Origin of the sequence: Pseudovibrio sp. Ad37 (assembly GCF_001623075.1) — a bacterium.
GTDB lineage: Bacteria > Pseudomonadota > Alphaproteobacteria > Rhizobiales > Stappiaceae > Pseudovibrio.
In genome coordinates this window covers 1-2,769 of the sequence record NZ_LMCF01000070.1, presented here as the reverse complement: position 1 = coordinate 2,769, position 2,769 = coordinate 1, and the positions used below count along the sequence as shown (strand labels likewise).

General features: G+C 45.8%; 4 protein-coding genes. 3 read left to right on the top strand and 1 reads right to left on the bottom strand.

The window, feature by feature from the left end:
• Nucleotides 1-73: 73 nt before the first annotated feature.
• On the bottom strand, nucleotides 74-322 hold the full coding sequence (locus PsAD37_RS12835) for a hypothetical protein (RefSeq protein WP_063296483.1): 249 nt from the start codon (nucleotides 320-322) through the stop codon (nucleotides 74-76).
• Between the two features lie 442 nt (nucleotides 323-764).
• Here PsAD37_RS12835 and PsAD37_RS12830 point away from each other — a divergent pair, with 442 nt between their 5' ends.
• From PsAD37_RS12830 to PsAD37_RS28545, 3 genes are all read left to right on the top strand, one after another.
• Nucleotides 765-1,826: a hypothetical protein gene (locus PsAD37_RS12830; RefSeq protein ID WP_063296482.1), complete on the top strand. Its 1,062-nt coding sequence runs from the start codon at nucleotides 765-767 to the stop codon at nucleotides 1,824-1,826.
• Nucleotides 1,823-2,332 carry a hypothetical protein gene (locus tag PsAD37_RS12825; RefSeq protein ID WP_063296481.1) on the top strand — a complete coding sequence of 170 codons (510 nt, stop codon included), beginning with the start codon at nucleotides 1,823-1,825 and terminating at the stop codon, nucleotides 2,330-2,332. Before PsAD37_RS12830 ends, PsAD37_RS12825 begins: the two co-directional genes overlap by 4 nt.
• 109 nt (nucleotides 2,333-2,441) lie before the next feature.
• On the top strand, nucleotides 2,442-2,769 hold a 328-nt coding region (locus PsAD37_RS28545), incomplete at its 3' end, for a hypothetical protein (protein WP_206600071.1).

Here is a 2,769-nt window from a genome sequence, read left to right as displayed (position 1 = left end):
CAACCCGTTCACGTAATTCTATCGGATATGGCTTGCCCATGTGCCCTCCAAAAACAAGGATGGCAACATTGAATCACAAAAAGTTAAAATGAGAAACCTGAATCAGATCTGGCGCAGCACGCTCTAGTGCTTCCAGTCGATCGCGTAAGGCTTGTTGCAGAGTGAACAAAGCATCGCGTTCCCGGCATTCCTGCATCCGCTCATTCAACACTAATTGCTGCATATAAGCCAGATTTTCCAAATCCGAGACGGCTATGATGACTTCGTCAATTTCGTTTTGAAGCGTGTTTGTGGCGCTACATGCGCATGCGGTGTCGTCCATTCTCAATCCCTCTGTCTTTAGGGTGTTGAAGGACCGCAACGGCAACGAGCTTGTGATGGCCCGCTGGCGAGCGGGAGATTCACAACCTGTAAGACAGACAGGCGAGTTTATTCCCCCCCGAAGGAGGTGTTGTATTCACCGCCCTCCCGCTCATAGCAAAGGGTTTGCGCGCTACCTATAAAGCAGGCACAAAAAATCCGCCAGTGACGGGAGCGGTAACCGCTGTCTTAGAGAGGTTGTGAAGCCTCGAAAAACAGGATGGCTGCAGATGCATGCGGTGTCAATGGGGAGTTGTTGCAGGTGGGGGAGAAGAGAATGGATCATCTGATGATTAATGTTCGCAGGAACACTCAATCGGGCAACTGAAAATGGGTATTTATATGATTATTGCAGCAACTTATAATTGTATGATATTTTGAAAAATAATTTAAAATAGGTGCACATGCTGGAAGCTAAAATTCGTTTCTTTGACGTTCATAAATGCGGCTTTTACAACCGTGATGGAAATTTAGTTTTCTGCAGTTTACCTGAGCTGCTGTCATCTTTGAAATTATGGGCCACTGATCGAAGAGTACTTAATCAAACAAGAACATTTGAGCCAGACGCAGCAAAAGATATTTTAAATACTTATTATTGCGACCTCAGCGATCCTGATCAGAATGAAGATCAAGTACTGACATTATGGAATGAAGTATCAAATGATGAAGGCAAAGTCTTAGGCATACAATCTGATCAACAGCCGGGTAATCTGGATGTAGAAGAAACAGGTTTTCGAGGAGAAAACATTATTCCTGGCTCTCCCAGTTATTACTGGTTCATTCCAAGGGAATCTGTACTGGCAACAGTTGTATTTTCACATTCTTCGCCCGAAAAACTAAGCATGGAACGGTATCTCAACGGGTTCTTGCGCAGCTTTTCTCAATATAAAATACTCTCTGAGCGACGAGAAATAATCGGGTATGGAAGAAACCAGCGACAGGAAAATGTTAAGCCTGAATTCCGAGCAACATTAAGTAAAAGCGACAGTGCTGCTGATGATCTTGTCCGTAACGTTAATCGCATAACCAGAATGGTCCGGCGCGAAAAATTTGATTTTCAAGTCCCAGATCAAAGAGAGGTGATGGAGAGGCTCTTTGATCGCATTGTTGGGCATGTGCCAGAACTAAATCAGCCCAGAACCATCACTCAAGATATCCAATATAGGCCGAGCCTCGAGGAGCTCCAAGAAATTATTAGAAACTTTGAAGTTTTTGATGAAAGAGGTGAGATCGGAGATCTAGGGTTTTGGATTTCCGAAAGCGGGTCTCAGCGCAAAGTGATGCTAAGTGGCATGTCGATCTCAAACTCCATTGATCTAGAATTACGACGAGATGGAACCAATATTCTTGCTGCAAGTGAGGTATGCCGGGCACTGTCAAGGCAGCGAAATCAGCTAATTCAACCAGTTATTGAGAACAGAAGACATGCTCGCGAGCAGGACGCGATAGGCAAAATCGTAGCATGAGGTCGCTTGTTATTACGGTTCTTTTGACCTTCTTTTTCTTATGGTGGGGGATCGAGGTCGAAGCAGAGCAGTATTCAAAAGCATTGGCGATGCTTCTCGGAATTTCTGCAATTACGTTTGGCATTGTTGGAGCTTGGGTAGGTATTATTTATCCTCAAGTGATGGCTCAAGAATTCATTGCGTCCGACGGAGCTGCTAATGACTTATCTATCGAAACACTGAACCGTCTCAGAAGTCTCATCGAAATTGCGCTATTCTCCGGTGTTTCCCTCTGTTTTGTAATAGCATGCCACGTTGCAGAGATCACATTCTCGAAAAAGTCTATTTTGCTTTTGGGTTGTGGCTCAGAGCAGGTTTCAAAGGCGATCTTTGACTTTGGTAGTAACTATCTACTTTTATTTTTTGCTCTTCTGCAGTTCGGTCAGCTTATACGCCTCATAGCACTAAACTTTGATTTCTTACGAACGGCTCGAAAAAAGATGATTGCCTCCCAAATCAACAGCTAAGATCGGATTACGCAAATAAATCGGGTGCAGGAACCAGAATGACTCTAAGGGGTGTGACGCAGAGCCGTTGAGAAAGTCTTGTTTGCGAAGCTCTTTTCTGGAGGACTCCGTGAGATTTGCTGGGTCCCGCATCGAGTGCAGGATGACGGTGTTGGGGCTTGGGCTATCGTCGCTCTCTGACGTCATCCCGGGCAAGCGGAGCGGTGATCCGGGATCTAGAGCAGCGCTGAATGGCTTTGATGACAAGGCTGATGAGGTGGCTGCTAGGGAGTACCGGCACAAAAAGCGGCTGAGTTTGAGGGGGCGGTCCATGGATCCCGGCTCGGTGTGTACATACCGGAGACATAGGTTACAGGTGTTCGGAGAGATGGTTGACACATTAACATGGCATTCAGGGAGGGACCGGGATGCCTTGGAAAGAGTGTTCAACAATGAAA

Excerpts from the sequence above, each read along its gene's own strand:
- PsAD37_RS12830 (WP_063296482.1), top strand. The coding sequence starts at position 765 with ATGCTGGAAGCTAAAATTCGTTTCTTTGACGTTCATAAATGCGGCTTT.
- PsAD37_RS12825 (WP_063296481.1), top strand. The coding sequence starts at position 1,823 with ATGAGGTCGCTTGTTATTACGGTTCTTTTGACCTTCTTTTTCTTATGG.
- PsAD37_RS12835 (WP_063296483.1), bottom strand. The coding sequence starts at position 322 with ATGGACGACACCGCATGCGCATGTAGCGCCACAAACACGCTTCAAAAC.